This is a genomic window from Paenirhodobacter hankyongi (assembly GCF_003664585.1).
Lineage (GTDB): Bacteria > Pseudomonadota > Alphaproteobacteria > Rhodobacterales > Rhodobacteraceae > Rhodobacter > Rhodobacter hankyongi.
In genome coordinates this window covers 296,524-312,955 of sequence record NZ_RCHI01000001.1, presented here as the reverse complement: position 1 = coordinate 312,955, position 16,432 = coordinate 296,524, and the positions used below count along the sequence as shown (strand labels likewise).

The 16,432-nt window shown below is 67.9% G+C and carries 19 protein-coding genes; 5 read left to right on the top strand and 14 right to left on the bottom strand.

What is annotated here, in order from left to right; genetic code table 11:
• Window positions 1-84: 84 nt before the first annotated feature.
• From DYS74_RS01465 to DYS74_RS01455, 3 genes are all read left to right on the top strand, one after another.
• Entirely contained in the window at window positions 85-744 is a 660-nt protein-coding gene (locus DYS74_RS01465; protein ID WP_121530379.1) for a pyrimidine 5'-nucleotidase, read from the top strand.
• Between the two features lie 99 nt (window positions 745-843).
• Entirely contained in the window at window positions 844-1,026 is a 183-nt protein-coding gene (locus DYS74_RS01460; protein WP_121530378.1) for a hypothetical protein, read from the top strand.
• A 164-nt stretch (window positions 1,027-1,190) separates the two neighbouring features.
• The gene (locus DYS74_RS01455) at window positions 1,191-2,399 is read left to right on the top strand and encodes a UbiH/UbiF family hydroxylase (protein WP_121530377.1); all 1,209 of its coding nucleotides are present in this window, start codon (window positions 1,191-1,193) and stop codon (window positions 2,397-2,399) included.
• A gap of 20 nt (window positions 2,400-2,419) precedes the next feature.
• Here the strand turns inward: DYS74_RS01455 and urtE are convergent, their stop codons facing one another.
• The 8 genes from urtE to DYS74_RS01415 form a co-directional block, all read right to left on the bottom strand.
• Window positions 2,420-3,115, bottom strand: a complete 696-nt coding sequence (gene urtE, locus DYS74_RS01450; protein WP_121530376.1) for an urea ABC transporter ATP-binding subunit UrtE — start codon at window positions 3,113-3,115, stop codon at window positions 2,420-2,422.
• Window positions 3,116-3,117: 2 nt separating this feature from the next.
• Window positions 3,118-3,858, bottom strand: coding sequence for an urea ABC transporter ATP-binding protein UrtD (gene urtD, locus DYS74_RS01445; RefSeq protein WP_121530375.1), 741 nt, complete (start codon window positions 3,856-3,858; stop codon window positions 3,118-3,120).
• On the bottom strand, window positions 3,855-5,081 hold the full coding sequence (gene urtC, locus DYS74_RS01440; RefSeq protein ID WP_121530374.1) for an urea ABC transporter permease subunit UrtC: 1,227 nt from the start codon (window positions 5,079-5,081) through the stop codon (window positions 3,855-3,857). Before urtC ends, urtD begins: the two co-directional genes overlap by 4 nt.
• A 109-nt stretch (window positions 5,082-5,190) precedes the next feature.
• A complete protein-coding gene (gene urtB / locus DYS74_RS01435) occupies window positions 5,191-7,182 on the bottom strand; it encodes an urea ABC transporter permease subunit UrtB (protein WP_121530373.1) in 1,992 nt (663 codons plus the stop codon).
• 64 nt (window positions 7,183-7,246) lie between these two features.
• On the bottom strand, window positions 7,247-8,554 hold the full coding sequence (gene urtA / locus DYS74_RS01430; protein ID WP_394342929.1) for an urea ABC transporter substrate-binding protein: 1,308 nt from the start codon (window positions 8,552-8,554) through the stop codon (window positions 7,247-7,249).
• 256 nt (window positions 8,555-8,810) lie between these two features.
• The gene (gene ureG / locus DYS74_RS01425; RefSeq protein ID WP_121530372.1) at window positions 8,811-9,437 is read right to left on the bottom strand and encodes an urease accessory protein UreG; all 627 of its coding nucleotides are present in this window, start codon (window positions 9,435-9,437) and stop codon (window positions 8,811-8,813) included.
• Window positions 9,434-10,078 (bottom strand): urease accessory protein UreF, encoded by a 645-nt coding sequence (locus DYS74_RS01420; RefSeq protein WP_121530371.1) that lies wholly within the window; start codon window positions 10,076-10,078, stop codon window positions 9,434-9,436. The genes ureG and DYS74_RS01420 overlap by 4 nt, the downstream gene beginning before the upstream one ends.
• Window positions 10,065-10,571, bottom strand: coding sequence for an urease accessory protein UreE (locus tag DYS74_RS01415; RefSeq protein ID WP_121530370.1), 507 nt, complete (start codon window positions 10,569-10,571; stop codon window positions 10,065-10,067). Before DYS74_RS01415 ends, DYS74_RS01420 begins: the two co-directional genes overlap by 14 nt.
• A 76-nt stretch (window positions 10,572-10,647) precedes the next feature.
• Between DYS74_RS01415 and DYS74_RS01410 the strand changes: the two genes are divergently transcribed.
• Window positions 10,648-11,004, top strand: a complete 357-nt coding sequence (locus DYS74_RS01410) for a hypothetical protein (RefSeq protein WP_121530369.1) — start codon at window positions 10,648-10,650, stop codon at window positions 11,002-11,004.
• A 4-nt stretch (window positions 11,005-11,008) separates the two neighbouring features.
• Here DYS74_RS01410 and ureC read toward each other — a convergent pair whose 3' ends face one another.
• From ureC to DYS74_RS01380, 6 genes are all read right to left on the bottom strand, one after another.
• Window positions 11,009-12,715: an urease subunit alpha gene (gene ureC / locus DYS74_RS01405; protein WP_121530368.1), complete on the bottom strand. Its 1,707-nt coding sequence runs from the start codon at window positions 12,713-12,715 to the stop codon at window positions 11,009-11,011.
• Entirely contained in the window at window positions 12,715-13,020 is a 306-nt protein-coding gene (locus tag DYS74_RS01400; RefSeq protein ID WP_113900914.1) for an urease subunit beta, read from the bottom strand. Before DYS74_RS01400 ends, ureC begins: the two co-directional genes overlap by 1 nt.
• Window positions 13,021-13,029: 9 nt before the next feature.
• Window positions 13,030-13,332, bottom strand: coding sequence for an urease subunit gamma (locus DYS74_RS01395; RefSeq protein ID WP_121530367.1), 303 nt, complete (start codon window positions 13,330-13,332; stop codon window positions 13,030-13,032).
• Between the two features lie 9 nt (window positions 13,333-13,341).
• Window positions 13,342-14,154: an urease accessory protein UreD gene (locus DYS74_RS01390; RefSeq protein ID WP_121530470.1), complete on the bottom strand. Its 813-nt coding sequence runs from the start codon at window positions 14,152-14,154 to the stop codon at window positions 13,342-13,344.
• Between the two features lie 141 nt (window positions 14,155-14,295).
• Window positions 14,296-14,754, bottom strand: coding sequence for an Lrp/AsnC family transcriptional regulator (locus DYS74_RS01385; RefSeq protein WP_121530366.1), 459 nt, complete (start codon window positions 14,752-14,754; stop codon window positions 14,296-14,298).
• On the bottom strand, window positions 14,751-15,209 hold the full coding sequence (locus DYS74_RS01380; protein WP_113900917.1) for an Lrp/AsnC family transcriptional regulator: 459 nt from the start codon (window positions 15,207-15,209) through the stop codon (window positions 14,751-14,753). Before DYS74_RS01380 ends, DYS74_RS01385 begins: the two co-directional genes overlap by 4 nt.
• 65 nt (window positions 15,210-15,274) lie before the next feature.
• Between DYS74_RS01380 and ilvC the strand changes: the two genes are divergently transcribed.
• On the top strand, window positions 15,275-16,357 hold the full coding sequence (gene ilvC / locus DYS74_RS01375) for a ketol-acid reductoisomerase (protein WP_121530365.1): 1,083 nt from the start codon (window positions 15,275-15,277) through the stop codon (window positions 16,355-16,357).
• The last annotated feature ends 75 nt before the right edge of the window (window positions 16,358-16,432 follow it).

Here is a 16,432-nt window from a genome sequence, read left to right as displayed (position 1 = left end):
TAGGAGCGCAGCCGCCGCCTGACAAGCCGACAAAAGGATCCCTCCCCCTTTCCCCTGCCCGACGGCCGGGATAGGGTCCGCGCCATGTCAGCCGCAGATTTCGCACATGTCACCGACTGGGTGTTCGACCTCGACAACACCCTGTACCCTCCCGAGGCCCGTCTCTTCGCCCAGATCGAGGTGAAGATGACCGAATATGTCATGCGCGCGCTCGGCGTCGACCGCGGCGAGGCGAACCGGCTGCGCGACCATTACTGGCGGCTCTACGGCACCACGCTGGCCGGGCTGATGCACGAGCACGGGCTCGACCCGATGCCCTATCTGGCCGAGGTGCACGACATCTCCTTCGACTCGCTCAGCCCCGACCCGGCGCTGCGCAGCGCCATCGACGACCTGCCCGGGCGCAAGATCGTCTTCACCAACGGCTCGGCCCCCTATGCGCAGCGGGTGCTCGACGCGCGCGGGCTGAGCGGGCTTTTCGACGGGGTGTTCGGCGTCGAGGATGCCGAGTTCCACCCCAAGCCCGAGCCGCAGGCCTTCGAGACGGTCTTTGCCAAGGCCGGCATCCGCCCGCCGCAGGCCGCGATGTTCGAGGATGACCCGCGCAACCTGGCCGCCCCCCATGCGATGGGGATGCAGACCGTCCACGTGGCCCCCGACCCCGCCTCCGGGCCGCATATCCAGCACCACACCAACGACCTGACGGGATTCCTTGCCGCGCTGCGGCATCCGCGTCACAGCTGAGCCATTTCGCCCCTGCGACAACGTGGCGCGGTTCCCATGCGCGGCGCCAGCCGCTATGCAGACCGGACTGTCAGGGAGACAGCCAAGGGAGATTCTGCCATGACCGCCAAGCACGCGGACACCAAAGACAATTCCGCCCAGATGTACCTTCTGGCGCTCGTGATCATCGGCATCGCCGTTGGCCTCGTCGCCTTCATGGGCCTTGGCGGGCTGATCCTCTGGGCCGTTGTGGCCACCTGGATCATGCTGGCCTTCCTCGTGGTGATGACCGCGGGCGGCTGAGCCGGCACGGCACGGCACGCCGCACACGGCCCGAGCCTCCGGCTCCGGGCCGTTTCTGCTTGTGTGCGAGGCCGTTCGCTTCCGCGGCGCGGACCGATCGCCGCACCCGATTGCAACGCGCCGCCCGCCGGGGCATCTTGGGCGCGCTGAAACGGAGGCCCGAGATGGAGCAACAGACCCTGCGCACGACCGACATCCTGATCTCGGGCGGCGGTGTCGCCGGCCTGACCGCCGCGGCGGCCTTCGGGGCGGCCGGTTTCACCACGATCTGCGTCGACCCGCAGCCCCCCGTCACCGCCGAGGGCGAGGCCGGCGCCGACATGCGCACCACCGCCTTCCTGCACCCCTCGCGCGCCGTGCTCGAGGGCGCGGGGCTCTGGGCGCGGCTCGCCCCCTATGCGGCCCCCCTGCAGATCATGCGCATCATCGACGCGGGCGGGGCCGAGCCCGTCGCCCGCCTCACCCGCGATTTCGACGCCGCCGATCTGTCGGACGAGCCCTTCGGCTGGAACTTCCCGAACTGGCTCTTGCGGCGCGAGATGGTGGCGCGGCTCGCCGAACTGCCGCTCGTCGATTTCCGCCCGGGCGTCGCCACGACCGGCCTCGTCACCCGCGAAAGCGGGGCCGAGGTGACGCTGTCGGACGGCAGCCGGGTGCGCGCGAAGCTGGTGGTGGCCGCCGATGGCCGCAACTCCTTCATCCGCGAGGCCGCGGGCATCCCGGTGAAGACCACCCGCTATGGCCAGAAGGCGCTCGCCTTCGCCGTGACCCACCCGCTGCCGCACAATGACGTCTCGACCGAGATCCACCGCTCGGGCGGCCCCTTCACCCTGATCCCGCTGCCCGACCGCGACGGGCTGCACAGCTCGGCCATCGTCTGGATGGAACGCGGCGCCGAGGCCGAGCGTCTGGCCGCCCTGCCGGTGCCGGAGTTCGAGGCGGCGATGAACGCGCGCTCGACCGGGCTTCTGGGCCCGCTCACCCTCGTCACCCGCCGCTCGGTCTGGCCGATGATGACGCAGATCGCCGCGCGCTTCGCGGCCGAGCGCGTCGCGCTCATTGCCGAGGCCGCGCATGTGATCCCGCCGATCGGGGCGCAGGGGCTGAACATGTCGCTTGCCGATCTGACCTGCCTGCTGCGGCTGGCCGAGAAGGACCCGGCGCATCTCGGCGAACCGGCGATGCTTGCCGCCTATAACCGCCGGCGCTGGCCCGAGGTGAAGGCGCGCGAGATCGGCATCGACTTCCTCAACCGCGCCTCGATGGTCGCGCCGCAACCGTTGCGCGACCTGCGCGCGGGGGTTCTGGGCGCGCTCTATTCGCTCAAGCCGGTGCGCAAGACGCTGATGCGGGCGGGGCTTGGCGTGCGCTGAACAGACAGGGGGCGCTGCCCTCACACGCTCACCACCTCGCGCAGCGCCTCGCGGGTGAGCGACACCTTCGTGCCCTCCATCGCCACCGTGCCGCGCTTGAGCACATAGAAGCGGTCGCCGAGGTCATGGGCGAAGTCGAAATACTGCTCGACCAGGATGATCGCGATATCGCCGCGCGCGCGCAGATAGGCGATGACGCGGCCGATCTGCTGGATGATGTTGGGCTGGATCCCTTCGGTCGGCTCGTCGAGCAGCAGGATCTTCGGCTTCATCAGCATCGCCCGCGCAATCGCCAGCTGCTGCTGCTGCCCGCCGGACAGATCGCCGCCGCGCCGATGCAGGAATTCCTTCAGGATCGGAAACAGATCATAGATCTCGTCGGGGATGAAGCGTTCGGATTTCGGCAGCACCGCGAAGGCGGTTTCCATGTTCTCGCGCACGGTGAGCAGCGGGAAGATCATCCGCCCCTGCGGCACATAGCCAAGTCCGCGCCGCGCCATGCCCTGCGGCGGGACCCGCGGCACCTCCTCGCCATCAAGGACAAGCGTGCCGCCCGAGCGCGGATGGGTGCCCGAGATCGCCTTCAGGAGCGAGGTCTTGCCCACGCCATTGGTGCCCATGATGCAGGTCACCTCGCCCGCCTTCGCCACCATGTCGATGCCGTAAAGGATCTGCGACCCGCCGTAGTGAAGGGTAAGCCCCTTGGTTTCCAGCATCTTCAGCGCCCCAGATAGACTTCGATGACCTGCCGGTCGGCGGTGACGTGATCGAGCGAGCCCTCGGCGAGCACCGATCCCTCATGCAGCACGGTGACCCGGCAGTTCAGCCGGCGCACGAAATCCATGTCGTGTTCGACCACCACCACGGCGCGGGTCTTCGCCAGATCGACCAGCAGCGCGGTGGTCTGCTCGCGCTCGGCCAAGGTCATCCCGGCCGCGGGCTCGTCGACCAGCAAAAGCCGGGGTTCCTGCGCGAGCAGCATGCCGATCTCGAGCCATTGTTTCTGACCGTGCGACAATTCCCCGGATTTCCGCGTCAGACTATCGGCAAGCCCGACCTGCGCCGCCAGCGCCGCGACACGGGCGTGATCGGCCGGGCGCGGGCGCCAGACCAGCACCTTCCACGGCGCGCGCGCCGCCTTCAGCGCCATCATCAGGTTCTCGGCCACCGACTGGTCCTCGAACACCGTCGGGCGCTGGAACTTGCGGCCGATGCCGGCGCGGGCGATCTGGGCCTCGTTCATCCGCAGCAGGTTGACCGATTTCTCGCCCCAGAGCACGCGGCCCTCGTCGGGGCGGGTCTTGCCGGTGACGATGTCCATGAAGGTGGTCTTGCCCGCCCCGTTCGGGCCGATCACCGCGCGCAGCTCGGCCGGGCCGATCGAGAAGGACAGGTTGTTGATCGCGCGGAAACCGTCGAAGGAGACGGAGATGCCGGAGACCTCGAGCAGCGCCTTCATTCCACCGCCTCCTCTTCGCGCAGCGAGCCGTCATCGGGGCCGAGCGGGGTGCCGCCACGCCAGGGTGTCCGCAGCCCGGCAAGCAGGTCGACAAGCCCCGAGAGCCCCTTCGGCGCGAAGAGCGTGACAAGGACGAAGCTGAGGCCCAAGAGCACCTGCCACCAGTCGACCCATTTCACCGTGTAGATCCCGAGGGTCAGGTCGGGCGCGCGCCCGCCGGTGAACCAGGTCGAGACGAGCGAGACGAAGGCCGCGCCCATCACCGCCCCGTAAAGCCGCCCCCTGCCCCCGATCGCCACCCAGACCGCAAGATAGATCGAGGCGATCGGCGCCATCTCGGCCGGGTTGATGATGCCCGCCTGCGGGTAGTAGAGCGCGCCGGCGATCGCGGCGATCACCGCGGTCAGGGTGAAGACGAAGAGCTTGTAGCTCTCGACCGAATAGCCGAGGAAGCGCACCCGCGCCTCGTCGTCGCGGATGCCACGCATCACCGAGCCGAACTTGCCCGAGGTGACGAAGCTGGCGAGCAGATAGCCGAGCCCGAGCGCCACGGCCGAGGCCCAGAGAAACCACACCGACAGGTGATCCTGATCGGCGGCAAGGCCGGGGATGTTCTGCAGCCCCGAGAGCCCGTTGTTGCCGCGCAGCCCCGAGTCGTTCTGGAAGAGATACAGCGACAGCGCGAGCGTCATCGCCTGGGTCAGGATCGAGAGATAGACGCCGGTGACGCGCGAGCGAAACGCGAGCCAGCCGAAGAGGAAGGCGAGGAGCCCCGGCACCAGCACGACGAACAGGAGCTGCATCGGCAGCGATCCGGCGAAATGCCAGATCGCCGGCAGCTCGGAGGAGCCCACGACGCCGAAGATCTGCGTGGCGATCGCGTCGCTCAGCTCCTGCGGCGTCATCGGCAGCACGCCCGCAGCCGAGGCGAGCACGATCTCGCGGGTGCGGGCGACCATCAGCCACATGCCGATCATGTAGCCGCCAAGCCCGAAGAAGGCGAAATGGCCGAGGCTGAGGATGCCGGTATAGCCCCAGACCAGATCCATCGCGATTGCGATGAGGCACAGGCAGAGCGTCTTGCCCAGCGTCTTGACCATCGAGGTCGAGACGATCTCGGCCCCATAGGCGGTCGAAAGCAGCGTCACCGCGAGGGTGAAGAGCGCAAGCAGTGCGAGGAAGGCGAGAACCGAGGGGTTCTTTGCGAGAAAGCCGGGTTTCATCTCCGGGCCTCCGGGATTGCGGCGGCGTGCCGGGGGGCCAGCCCCCCGGGCCCCCCGAGGTATTTCGGGCAAGATGAATGCAGAGCGAGGGATGCGTGCCGGGTCATGCTCAATCCCCCGCCGCGCGGCCCTTGAGGGCGATGATGCCCCGCGGCCGGAACTGGATGAAGATGATGATGAAGAGGATCATGTAGGTCTGCGCGGCCAGCGTGTTCGAGGGGTTCAGCGCCTCGATCCCCTTTTGCAGGAAGCCGACCAGCGTCGCGCCCGCGAGCGTGCCCCAGATATTGCCGACGCCGCCGACGACCACGGTCATGAAGCTCTGCACGATGTAATCGGAGCCGAGTTCCGAGGTGACCTTGGCGAAGAGGCCGATGGCCACCCCCGCGATGCCCGCGATGCCCGAGCCGAGCCCGAAGGCCAGCATGTTGATACGGTCGGGGTTGATCCCCATCGAGGCCGCCATCGAGGGGTTCTGCGTCACCGCGCGGACCTCGAGGCCGAGCCGGGTGCGCTTCATCACGAAGAGGTAGAGGCCGAGGAAGACCAGCGCCAGCACGAAGATCGCGATGCGGATATAGGAGATGCCGACGATGTCGTTCAGCACCCAGGCCCCGTCCAGCCAGTCGGGCGCGGTGAGCGGCCGGGCCTGGGTGCCGAAGATGTTCTTGAAGAGCTGCTGCAGCGCGATCGAGATGCCGAAGGTGGCCAGAAGCGTTTCCAGCGGGCGCTTGTAGAGATGGCGGATCACCAGCCGCTCCATCGCCACGCCGGCGGTGAAGGTGACGGCGAAGGCGAGGGGAAGGGCCACGAGGATCGAGGCGGTGTAATCGTGGATCCAGAGCTGCACGACATAGCCGGTGTAGGCGCCCATGGTGATGAACTCGCCATGCGCCATGTTGATGACGCCCATCACGCCGAAGGTGATGGCAAGGCCGATCGCCGCGAGGAAATAGATCGAGGCGAGCGACAGTGCGTCGAGGCCGAGGTCGATCCCCTGCATCGCGTCGACCTTGAGCGAGACCGATTGCAGCGCCGCGGCGGCGGCCGTGGTGACGGCGGCCTCGGGCTCGGCGTAGATCTCGGCATAGCGGTGTGCGGCGACGGCGTTTGCGACCTCGTCATCGGTGGCGGCGGCGGGAACGGCCCCGGCCGCTTCAAGCGCGGTATAGGCGGCGTCGCGCTTTGCCGGGTCGTCGAGCGCGGCCAGCGGCACGCCGCCGACCGCGCCGTTCTCCACATGCGCCTCGAGCGCGGCGCGCAGGTCGGCGCGGGTGAGCCGTTTCGGCGCGAGCCCCTGGGCGACAAGCAGCGCATAGGCTTCCTCGGCGGTGAAGCCGCCTTGCCCCGGGCGCAGCTCTTTCGCCACATTGCCCGCAGGGGCGCCGTCGAAGGCCGCGCGCGCGGTGGCGCGGATCGGGTTCAGCGCCGCACGGAAATCAAGCCCCATATCGGCGCCGAACCCTTCGATCGCGGCAACGCGCGCGGCGGGCGTCGCGCCGAAGCGGATGGTCAGAAGGCCGAGCAGGCGCTCCTTCTGCGCCCGGATCACCGGGTCGCTTTCGCCCGAGATCGCGGCGGCGAGCGGGGCGAGATGCTCGGCCCCGCCCTCGCGGGCCAGCGCCTCGAGCGCGGCGCGACGCTGGGCCGGGTCGGGGTCGGAGAGCTGGAACTGCACCAGCGCACCGGCGATCAGCCCGCGCACGCCGGAATTCGGCTTGATCTCGGCGATCTCGGCTTTCGCCGCGGTGCCGGCCAGGGCGCCGCTGACCGGGTCGCTCAGCGCATAATCGGCGCCCTGCTTCTCGACCACGAAGATCGCCCCGTCGGACTTGCGTTGCCCCAGCCGCTTGTCGGCCCAGGCGGCGAGGAAGCCGGGCGCGCCCTCCCCTGCGGCCACGATCGCCGCCACAACAGGCCCGATGGTCTGGCGCGAGGGCCTGGCGATCGCCTCGGCATTCCCGGCGATCACTGCGGCGAGGCCGGTGAGGGCCGGCGCGGCAATCGTCGTTTCGGATGGAGCGGGGGCAGCGCTTTCCTGCGCGGGCGCGGGCAGCGCGAGGCACAGCGAGGCACTCAGCGCCAGAAGGAATTTGCGCATCTCGGTTTCCCTGCAAGGGTCGTCGGAGGGGGCGCGAACGCCCCCTCCTGGGTGCCGAAGCCGATCAGTAATTCGACTTCAACTGAACGCAGGTCTTGGTGTCGGTGTTGTACATGCCGCATTTGAGCGTCTTCCAGTCCGACGAGAGCACGGCGGATTCGGGCAGGAAGTCGGTCCAGGCATCGCCCGGCACCGGGTCGGTCTGCGAGATGATGTCGAACTGGCCGTCGGCCTGAATCTCGCCGATCAGCACCGGCTTCGTCAGGTGGTGGTTCGGCAGCATCTCGGCCGTGGTGCCGGTGAGGTTCGGGAATTTCTGCCCGATCATCGCATCCTCGACCTTGTCGACATTGGTGGTGCCGGCCTCGGTCACCGCGTTCACCCACATGTTGAAGCCGATATAGGTGGCCTCCATCGGGTCGTTGGTGACGCGCTTGTCGTTGCCGGTATACTTGTGCCAGCCCTCGATGAAAGCCTTGTTCTCGGGCGTGTCGGCGCTCTCAAAGTAGTTCCAGGCGGCCAGCTGGCCGACGAGGTTCTTCAGATCGCCCTCGCCCAGACCCGAAAGCTCCTCCTCGCCCACCGAGAAGGCGACGACGGGGATGTCCTCGGCGGTGATCCCCGAGGCCGCGAGTTCCTTGTAGAAGCCGATGTTCGCGTCGCCGTTGATCGTCGAGATCACGCCCACCTTCTTGCCGTCGGCGCCAAGCGCCTTGACGTCAGCCACGATCTTCGACCAGTCCGACTGCCCGAAGGGGGTGTAGTTGACGAAGATGTCGCTCTCGGCGATGCCCTTCGACTTCAGATAGGCGGTCAGGATGTTGTTCGTGGTGCGCGGATAGACATAGTCGGTGCCAAGCAGCGCGAATTTCTGCACGCCGAGCTCGTTCAGGAAATAGTCCACCGCCGGGATCGCCTGCTGGTTCGGCGCGGCGCCGGTGTAGAAGACGTTGTAGGAGCTTTCCTCGCCCTCGTATTGCACCGGGTAGAACAGCAGCCCGTTCAGCTCCTCGAGCACCGGCAGCACCGACTTGCGGCTGACCGAGGTCCAGCAGCCGAAGATCACATCCACCTTGTCGACGGTGATCAGCTCGCGCGCCTTCTCGGCGAACAGCGGCCAGTCGGAGGCCGGGTCGACCACCACCGGCTCGATCTTCTTGCCCAGAAGGCCGCCCTTCTTGTTCTGTTCGTCGATCAGCATCAGGACGGTGTCCTTCAGCGTCGTCTCCGAGATCGCCATCGTGCCCGACAGCGAATGCAGCACGCCGACCTTGATCGTGTCGCCCTCGGCGAGCGCACCGCCCGCCGCGAACAGCGTGGCCAGCGCCGCGCCCGCCATCAGCGTCCCAAACCGCGTCCCAAACCGCATCATCGTGAAAATCCCCCTGTTCCGGCCCGTCGTTCGATGCGCGGGCAGATTGTCGGCCGCCGGTTGCGGCGGCGCGGCCCGGTTCCGGTGCCGCTGAGGACAGCAGAGCGCAGCACGCCGCGCTGCGGCAAGCGGCGGCGCACGGGAGGATCACGCCCCCGGCACGAATTCGTGAATTACGGCCAAAAATTGGGCGAATGCCCGGGCGTCGCGCAACGCCCGGGCACCATTTTGATCAATTTGTCGGTTTTTCTGCCAATCAGGTCGGAATCGCCGCCAGTTCGAGCCCCCCTTCGCGCTCGAGGAAGGCGACGATCTCGGCGATGCCCCGGCCCTGGCGCAGCTGCGCCATGACATAGGGCCGGGCGCCGCGGGCGCGCTGCGTGTCGGATTCAAGCAGCACCGGATCGACGCCGACATAGGGCGCAAGGTCGGTCTTGTTCACCACCAGCAGGTCCGAGCGGGTCACCCCCGGACCGCGCTTGCGCGGGATGTCCTGCCCCGCCGCGGTGTCGATCACATAGATCGTCAGATCGGCCAGTTCCGGGCTGAAGGTGGCGGCAAGGTTGTCGCCGCCCGACTCGATCAGCACGAGGTCGAGGTCCGGGAAGGCCGCATTCAGCTCGGCGATGGCGGCGAGGTTGATCGAGGCATCCTCGCGGATCGCGGTATGCGGGCAGCCGCCGGTCTCGACGCCGCGGATGCGCTCGGCCGGCAGCACCTGCGCGCGCATCAGCGCCTCGGCATCCTCGCGGGTGTAGATGTCATTCGTCACCACCGCCATCGAGCAGCGGCCGGCCAGGGCGCGGCACAGCTGTTCGGTCAGCGTGGTCTTGCCCACGCCCACCGGGCCCCCGATACCGACGCGAAGCGGTCCGTTCGTCATGTCTTGAAGATCCTCACGTCAAGCGTTTCATGCGCCGCCGCCTGCAGCTCGGCGCGGAAGGCCGCGCTCGCCAGATCGGCGCGCGTGGCCGTGACTGCGCGGGCGGCGAGCGCAGCGATCATCGGGTGCAGGCCGGCCAGCACCGCCTGCCCCGCCGATTGTCCCAAAGGGACAAATCTGACCCCCGCCGAGACCAGGTTCGAGGCGAAGGAATGTTGGAAAAGTGCAATCACTTGCCCGGCCGGCAGGGCCAGGCCGCGCGCCGCACGGGCCACCGCAAGCGGCAGCGGCAGGGGCTCGAGCGGCGCGCCGGTCATCTCGGCCTGCGCCCGGGTGAAGGCCGCGCCCTGCGCCTCGGTCTCATGCAGCCGCTCGGCACTGCCGGCCAGCGCGCGGGCCAGATCGGCGAGCGGCGCCAGATCCTCGCCGCGCAGCGCGCAGGCCAGAAGCACCGCGTCGTTCCAGCCCGCGCCATGGGCGAGGATGTCGGCAAGCCAGTCCGCCAGCGCCGGCGCGTCGCGCACGTCGCCCTCCGCCACCGCCTGTTCAAGCCCGTGACTATAGGCGAAGGCGCCGGTCGGGAAGGCCGGCGACAGCCATTGCACGAGACTGAGCAGGCCAAGCGCCTCAGGGGTGGACATGGAACTGCCCCGGCCCGTGCGAATGCCCCGCCCCGTGCGCATGGCCGTGGTCATGGCCCATCGTCCGGCCCATGCCATAGGCGCCGCCCTCGGGGGCGAAGGGCTCGACCGTCGCGGTGACCCGCGCGCCAAGCTGGCGCAGCATCGCCTCGAGCACGTGATCGGCGCGGATCACCAGCCGCGTGGGCTCGATCTGGCACGGCGTATGGCGGTTGCCGATGTGCCACGCAAGGCGCGCCAGATCGCCCGAGATGCTCAGCACCGGCTCGAGCCCGCAACGCACCTCGACCAGCCGCCCGTCATCAAGCCGGAACGCCTCGCCGCCGGTCAGGTTCACCACCTCGGGCAGGTCGACAAGGAAGGCGATCCCCCCCGCCGACACCAGCCGCTTGCGGCGCAGGAAACGGCCTTCGTAGTCCAGCGCGACGTGATCGGCCGCGCCCTGCCACTGGCCCTTCGGCACTACGGCCTGCGCATGGGGAAGTTCTGTCATCTCGGACCTTCGCTGTTAGACGTTTCTTAAAGATGGCGGCGCATACTGATGCTTTAACTTCGCGAGGGAGGCGAAGATGCATTTGACACCCCCTGCCGACGAGCTGGTCGCCATTCGGACCGAGATTGCCCGTCTGCGCCGACGCGAGGCCGAACTGCGCGCCGCGTTCCTCACCCGTCCCGACCTGCCGACCGTCGGCCGCTGGCACAAGATCGAGGTGGTGACGCAGCGCAGCCAGGTCTTCGACCCGAGGCTTCTGCCCGACGAGATCCGCCTCGACCCCGGCTATACCCGCGAGAAGGTCTCGCGCGTGCTGCGCTCGTCGCGCCGCACGGCCGAGGAGCGGGGACCGGGGATCGCCCTGCCCGACCTTGCCGGCGCCCTGCGCACATTGCCGCGCGCAAGGCTGTTCACCCGGTTCAGCCTGACCTGATCGCTCAGTACAGGAAGTAGCGCTGCGCAAGCGGCAGGCTTTCCGCCGGCTCGCAGACAAGCAGCTCGCCATCGGCGCGCACCTCGTAGGTTTCGGGGTTCACCTCGATCATCGGCGTCGCGGTGTTCAGCATCATGTCCGCCTTGCCGATGCCGCGCGTGCCCTTGACCGCGATCACGTCCTTCTCGAGGCCAAGCCGCCCGCTCACCCCCTCGGCCACCGCCGCCTCGGAAACGAAGGTGGCGCAGCTCGCGGACAGCGCCTTGCCGAAGGCGCCGAACATCGGCCGGGTGTAGAAGGGCTGCGCCGGGATCGAGCCGTTCGGGTCGCCCATCTGCGCCGCGACGATCATGCCGCCCATCAGCACCATCTCGGGCTTGGCGCCGAAGAAGGCCGGGTCCCACAGCACCAGATCCGCGCGCTTGCCGACCTCGACCGAGCCGATATGCGCCGCGACGCCATGGGTGATCGCCGGGTTGATCGTGTATTTCGCGACATAGCGGCGGACCCGGAAGTTGTCGTTGGCGCCGGTTTCCTCGGCCAGCCGCCCGCGCTGCTTCTTCATCTTGTCGGCGGTCTGCCAGCAGCGGATGATGACCTCGCCCACGCGCCCCATCGCCTGGCTGTCCGAGCTGATGATCGACATCGCGCCCATGTCGTGCAGGATATCCTCGGCGGCGATCGTCTCCTTGCGGATCCGGCTTTCGGCGAAGGCGACGTCCTCGGGCACCTTGTTGTCGAGGTGGTGGCACACCATCAGCATGTCGAGGTGTTCCTCGATCGTGTTCTTGGTGTAGGGCCGCGTCGGGTTGGTCGAGGACGGGATCACGTTCGGCGCCGAGACGACGCGCAGGATGTCGGGGGCATGGCCGCCGCCCGCGCCCTCGGTGTGGAAGGCGTGGATGGTGCGGCCCTTGAAGGCAGCGAGCGTGTTTTCGACAAAGCCGCTTTCGTTCAGCGTGTCGGTGTGGATCATCACCTGCACGTCCATCGCATCGGCCACCGACAGGCAGCAGTCGATCGCCGCGGGCGTGGTGCCCCAGTCCTCGTGCAGCTTGAGAGAGCTGGCGCCGGCCTTCACCATCTCCTCGAGCGCCTCGGGCAGCGAGGCGTTGCCCTTGCCGGCCAGGGCAAGGTTCATCGGGAAGGCCTCGAAGCTTTGCAGCATCCGGCCGATGTGCCACGGCCCCGGGGTGCAGGTGGTGGCGAGCGTGCCATGCGCGGGGCCGGTGCCGCCGCCGAGCATCGTCGTCACGCCCGAGGCCAGCGCATCCTCGATCTGCTGCGGGCAGATGAAATGGATATGCGCGTCCATGCCGCCCGCGGTCAGGATCTTGCCCTCGCCCGCGATGATCTCGGTGCCGGGCCCGATGATCAGCGTCACGCCGGGCTGGGTGTCGGGGTTGCCGGCCTTGCCGATGCCGGCGATCCGGCCCGAGCGCAGCCCGACATCGGCCTTGTAGATGCCGGTATAGTCGACGATCAGCGCGTTGGTGATGACGGTGTCCATCGCGCCCGCGGCGCGGCTGACCTGGCTTTGCCCCATGCCGTCGCGGATCACCTTGCCGCCGCCGAATTTCACCTCCTCGCCATAGGTGGTAAGATCCTTCTCGACCTCGATGATCAGATCGGTATCGGCCAGGCGCAGCCGGTCGCCGGTGGTGGGGCCGAACATGTCGGCATAGGTGGCGCGGGAAATCGTTGCGGGCATCAGAGGTCCCCCATCACGGTCTGGTTGAAGCCGAACACCTTGCGTGCGCCGCGATAGGGCACAAGCCGCACCTCGCGGGTCTGGCCGGGCTCGAAGCGCACCGCGGTGCCCGCGGCGATATCCAGCCGATAGCCGCGCGCGGCGGCGCGGTCGAAGCTGAGGCCCGGGTTGGTTTCGGCGAAATGGTAATGCGAACCCACCTGCACCGGCCGGTCGCCGGTGTTCGAGACGGTGAGGGTGATCGCCTCGAGCCCCTCGTTCAGGGTGATCACGCCTTCGGCGGGGAAGATTTCTCCGGGGATCATCGCGGCACCTCAGCGGATCGGATGGTGAACGGTGACGAGCTTGGTGCCGTCGGGGAAGGTCGCCTCGACCTGGATCGAGTGGATCATCTCGGGGATGCCCTCCATGCACTGCTCACGGGTCAGCACCTGGGCGCCGGTCTCCATCAGCTCGGCCACCGAGACGCCGGCGCGCGCGCCCTCGACCACGAAATCCGAGATGATCGCGATCGCCTCGGGGTGGTTGAGCTTCACGCCGCGCTCGAGCCGGTTGCGCGCCACGATGGCGGCAAGGCTGATCAGCAGCTTGTCCTTTTCACGGGGGGTCAGGTTCATCGTTCCCTCTTACAATTGCCAGACGCGCGGCGGGGCAGCACCCCGGCGCAGCGCATCCATCAGCTTCAGGATCTGTCGGCGCAGCGGCCAGCCGTCACGGGCCAGCAACCGCACCACGCATTTGCCGTCAAAGCCCGAGGCGGCGCCTTCAACCCCGGCTTCGGCCAGCGCCGCGCGGGCGGCCGCGACCGCATCCTCGGCCCCCGGGGCGCAGAGCACCAGCGTCGCGAAGGCACGTGCGGGCCCCAGGATCGCCGCACGCGGCCCACGGGCCAGAATGTTCGAATTCAGCGCGAAAGGCTCGAAAAACACTGGTTTTCCGGCCCGCAGGATGGTGCGATGGTCGGAAAACTGCAAGGTCTCCACCGTCTCGCCCATCGCAGCCCGGCCCAGGACCACCGCCTCGAGCAGCAGGCAGGAGGCGTCTGGAGCAAGCTCGATCACCGTCTCGCGGGCAAGGTTCGCCGCCTCGAACAGGATCGTCTCCTGCGGCAGCCAGTCGAGCGATCCGCCCGGACCGACCTTGTGGTGCACGGTGACACGGGCGGGGCCGGCGTTGGCGCGATAGGCGCGTTCGGCCGCCTGCGTGGTGGTCACGGCGCGCGCGCCGCCCTCGAGTGTCACGGCATAGGAGAGCGTATCGCCCGAAGTCAGCCCGCCCGAGGTGTTGAGAAACACCACCTCCGGCACGCCGCGCACCCGCGGCAGCAGCGCCTTGCCCGAGCCCTTCTGCCGCAGCCCGGTCAGGCGCGCGCCATCAAAGGCCACGGCGGCCTCGCCATGGCTGCGCTGCATGCGGGACTGGCCGGCTGTGTCGAACATCATTTCCTCTCGCCCCGATCCAATCCCCCGCATGCGGGAAGGTCCATCCCGCGCCCTGCGGCACCCCCTGCCCCGGCGAAGGCACGAGGCCGCAATGCCCGCCAGAATGGCGACATGCCCACAAAGCGGGCAATTTGAAAATCAGCCAAGCGGCCCCGGCAGCCGCTCCTCCGACAGCAGCACATTCGCCTCGACCTGGCCAAGCCCGGGCAAGGTCATGATCCGCCGGCGCAGCACGCGCTCGAAATCCGCGATGTCGCGGGCGCGCACCTTGATGCGATAGTCGAAGAGGCCCAGCACATGCTGCACCACCTGCACCTCGGGGATGGCGGTCACCGCGCGCTCGAAATCCTCGAGGCTGACGCGGCCCTTGGTCGCCAGCTTCACCCCCAGGAACACCGTCACCCCGAAGCCGAGCGCGGCATGGTCCAGCACCAGCCGCCGCCCGGCGATCACCCCGGCCTCCTCAAGCCGCCGGATCCGGCGCCAGCAGGCGGGCTGCGACAGGCCCAGCCGGCGACCAAGCGCCCCCGCGCTCAGCGTCGCATCGGCCTCGAGCGCGCGCAGGATCGCCCGGTCGGTATCGTCGAGCGCGATCACAGCGGCAGCTCCGCACTGTCCTTGATCGTCGAGATCAGCATCAGCGCCTCGGTATCCTGGATATGCGGCAGGGTCAGGATCCGGGCGCGATAGATCTCCTGCCAATGCGCCATGTCGCGGGCGATCACGTTCAGCCGCACATCGGTCTGACCGAGGAAGGTCTGGATCTCCAGCACCTCGGGCACCTCGCGCGCGGCGGCCAGAAACTCGTCGAAGGCGCGCGGATGGGTCTTGTCGAGGGTGAAGCGCAGGCTCACCTCGACCTCCCAGCCAAGCGCGCGCCAGTCGATCACCGCCTGCGCGCCACGGATCACCCCGCCCTCGCGCAACCGTTCGAGCCGGCGCCAGCAGGTCGCGGTGGTCACCCCCGCCCGCTCGGCCAGATCCGCCGTCGCCATCGCCGGTTCCGCCAGCAACTGGCGCAGAATCCTGCGGTCGGTATCGTCGATGAGCATGAATATTCCGCCAATGCCGATTATCAGGAATGATCTTTAACGCATCACGCGAAAATCTTCAAACAATGAACCGACAATCTTCGCAAGACGCCTATCCTGTGCGCATCAAGCAATGGAGGAGCGCCATGCGCGTCTACTACGATCGCGATTGCGATGTGAACCTGATCAAGGACAAGAAGGTCGCCATCCTGGGCTATGGCTCGCAGGGCCACGCCCACGCGCTGAACCTGCGCGACTCGGGTGCGAAGAACGTGGTCGTCGCGCTGCGCGAAGGCTCGCCCTCGGCGAAGAAGGCCGAAGCCGAAGGCCTGAAGGTCATGGGCATCGCCGAAGCCGCCGCCTGGTGCGACGTGATCATGTTCACCATGCCCGACGAGCTGCAGGCCGCGACCTACAAGAAATACGTGCATGACAACCTGAAGGAAGGCTCCGCCATCGCCTTCGCCCACGGTCTGAACATCCACTTCGGCCTGATCGAGCCGAAGCCGGGCGTCGACGTCATCATGATGGCGCCGAAGGGCCCGGGCCACACCGTGCGCGGCGAATACGTCAAGGGCGGCGGCGTGCCCTGCCTCGTGGCAGTGGCGCAGGATGCGACCGGCAAGGCGATGGACATCGCGCTGAGCTATGTCTCGGCGATCGGTGGCGGCCGCTCGGGCATCATCGAGACCAACTTCCGTCAGGAATGCGAAACCGATCTGTTCGGCGAACAGGCCGTGCTGTGCGGCGGCGTGGTCGAGCTGATCCGCATGGGCTTCGAGACGCTGGTGGAAGCCGGCTACGAGCCCGAGATGGCCTATTTCGAATGCCTGCACGAGATGAAGCTGATCGTCGACCTGATCTACGAAGGCGGCATCTCGAACATGAACTACTCGATCTCGAACACCGCCGAATACGGCGAGTATGTCTCGGGCCCGCGCGTTCTGCCCTACGAAGAGACCAAGGCCCGCATGAAAGCGGTGTTGACCGACATCCAGAACGGCAAGTTCGTGCGTGACTTCATGCAGGAAAACACCGTCGGCCAGCCCTTCTTCAAGGCGACCCGTCGCATCAACGACGAGCATCTGATCGAACAGGTCGGCGAGAAGCTGCGCGGCATGATGCCGTGGATCGCCAAGGGCAAGCTGGTCGACAAGGCCCGCAACTGATCCTTGCGACAGTGAACCACGGACGGGGCGCCTTGCGGGGCGCCCCGTTTGTTTCTACGCTGCGCGCGCAGAAGG

What these genes read in the sequence shown, in the direction of transcription:
- DYS74_RS01415 (WP_121530370.1), bottom strand. Translation starts at nt 10,571, where the DNA reads ATGACAGAACTTCCCCATGCGCAGGCCGTAGTGCCGAAGGGCCAGTGG.
- DYS74_RS01400 (WP_113900914.1), bottom strand. Translation starts at nt 13,020, where the DNA reads ATGATCCCCGGAGAAATCTTCCCCGCCGAAGGCGTGATCACCCTGAAC.
- DYS74_RS01410 (WP_121530369.1), top strand. Translation starts at nt 10,648, where the DNA reads ATGCATTTGACACCCCCTGCCGACGAGCTGGTCGCCATTCGGACCGAG.
- DYS74_RS01455 (WP_121530377.1), top strand. Translation starts at nt 1,191, where the DNA reads ATGGAGCAACAGACCCTGCGCACGACCGACATCCTGATCTCGGGCGGC.
- DYS74_RS01395 (WP_121530367.1), bottom strand. Translation starts at nt 13,332, where the DNA reads ATGAACCTGACCCCCCGTGAAAAGGACAAGCTGCTGATCAGCCTTGCC.
- DYS74_RS01380 (WP_113900917.1), bottom strand. Translation starts at nt 15,209, where the DNA reads ATGCTCATCGACGATACCGACCGCAGGATTCTGCGCCAGTTGCTGGCG.
- DYS74_RS01465 (WP_121530379.1), top strand. Translation starts at nt 85, where the DNA reads ATGTCAGCCGCAGATTTCGCACATGTCACCGACTGGGTGTTCGACCTC.
- urtE (WP_121530376.1), bottom strand. Translation starts at nt 3,115, where the DNA reads ATGCTGGAAACCAAGGGGCTTACCCTTCACTACGGCGGGTCGCAGATC.
- DYS74_RS01460 (WP_121530378.1), top strand. Translation starts at nt 844, where the DNA reads ATGACCGCCAAGCACGCGGACACCAAAGACAATTCCGCCCAGATGTAC.
- DYS74_RS01390 (WP_121530470.1), bottom strand. Translation starts at nt 14,154, where the DNA reads ATGTTCGACACAGCCGGCCAGTCCCGCATGCAGCGCAGCCATGGCGAG.
- urtB (WP_121530373.1), bottom strand. Translation starts at nt 7,182, where the DNA reads ATGCGCAAATTCCTTCTGGCGCTGAGTGCCTCGCTGTGCCTCGCGCTG.
- ureC (WP_121530368.1), bottom strand. Translation starts at nt 12,715, where the DNA reads ATGCCCGCAACGATTTCCCGCGCCACCTATGCCGACATGTTCGGCCCC.
- urtC (WP_121530374.1), bottom strand. Translation starts at nt 5,081, where the DNA reads ATGAAACCCGGCTTTCTCGCAAAGAACCCCTCGGTTCTCGCCTTCCTC.
- DYS74_RS01420 (WP_121530371.1), bottom strand. Translation starts at nt 10,078, where the DNA reads ATGTCCACCCCTGAGGCGCTTGGCCTGCTCAGTCTCGTGCAATGGCTG.
- ureG (WP_121530372.1), bottom strand. Translation starts at nt 9,437, where the DNA reads ATGACGAACGGACCGCTTCGCGTCGGTATCGGGGGCCCGGTGGGCGTG.
- urtD (WP_121530375.1), bottom strand. Translation starts at nt 3,858, where the DNA reads ATGAAGGCGCTGCTCGAGGTCTCCGGCATCTCCGTCTCCTTCGACGGT.
- urtA (WP_394342929.1), bottom strand. Translation starts at nt 8,554, where the DNA reads ATGATGCGGTTTGGGACGCGGTTTGGGACGCTGATGGCGGGCGCGGCG.
- ilvC (WP_121530365.1), top strand. Translation starts at nt 15,275, where the DNA reads ATGAACCGACAATCTTCGCAAGACGCCTATCCTGTGCGCATCAAGCAA.